General features: G+C 61.7%; 1 pseudogene. It reads left to right on the forward strand.

The window, feature by feature from the left end:
* Positions 1 to 172 precede the first annotated feature (172 nt).
* Positions 173 to 1,014 (forward strand): annotated as a pseudogene (gene istB, locus E1N52_RS43815) (IS21-like element helper ATPase IstB).
* The last annotated feature ends 140 nt before the right edge of the window (positions 1,015 to 1,154 follow it).

The raw sequence follows: 1,154 nt of genomic DNA on the forward strand, positions 1-1,154 counted from the left end.
GCGTGGAGGCCGTACTGGCGGGGCAGCTTGATGCGATGCTGGAGGCCGGCGAGCTTCCCGATCTCAAGGCGCTGCGTGAGCAGTACGCACCCCGCGAGGCCCAGTGCCCCGATGTCGAGGTTCAGATGCCGCCCGTTGCCGTCTATGACGAACTGCTTGAGAAGGTGGCAGCATGAACGCGCCCGCGCATGATGGTGGCCGCCTGGCCTTGATGCTCAACGAGCTGCGTTTGCCAACGATCGGCAGGTTGTGGCCCGAGTTCGCTGAGCGCTCGGACAAGGAAGCCTGGCCGGCCGCACGCCTGCTCGGCGCACTGCTAGAGCACGAGCTGGCCGAACGCGCTAAACGACGCATCGAGCGGCACCGTACCGAGTCGCATCTGGACCCGACCAAGACGCTCGCCGCCTTCGACTTCGGCGCCGTGCCGATGGTCTCAAAAGCGCATGTCACAGCGCTGGCCACCGGAGAGTCATGGCTGGAGAAAGGCGCCACGGTTCTCCTGTTCGGCCCGCCTGGGGTCGGAAAAGCCACCTGGGATCGGCTATCGGTCATGCATTGATCGACGTCGGCTACCGCGTGCTGTTCACGCGTACCAGCGAGCTCGTCCAGAAGCTGCAGGCCGCGCGCCAAAGCCTGCAGTTGCCTTCCGCGCTGGCCAAGCTCGATCGCTTCGATTTGATCATCCTCGACGACCTGTCGTATGCCCGCAAGGACCAGGCCGAAACCAGCGTTCTGTTCGAGCTGATTGCCGAGAGGTATGAGCGAAAAAGTCTTCTGATAACTGCAAACCAGCCGTTCTCGGGCTGGAATGACGTGTTCCCCGACCCCGGCATGACGGTCGCCGCCATCGACCGGCTTGTGCATCACTCGACGATCTTCGAACTCAATGTCGAAAGCTACCGCCGCCGCAAGGCCGGCGACAAACAGAATGCACGGCGGCGTCAATTACACGACGACAACCCTAGCAATCCGTTCAGCGGCCAGTTGCCTGACGACGGCAACGTTGCGCAGTAACGATGAGCGTCAACTACACGATCACGCAACGACAACTACGAAGGAGCAACGTCAAATATGACCTGATACCGAACGACAACTACCCCGTTGACCGGCCAAAATAGTTGTCGCTGACCGGCCGTGCTGCTTGACGCTCTCTA

The organism is Paraburkholderia guartelaensis, assembly GCF_004353905.1.
GTDB classification, from domain to species: Bacteria; Pseudomonadota; Gammaproteobacteria; order Burkholderiales; family Burkholderiaceae; genus Paraburkholderia; species Paraburkholderia guartelaensis.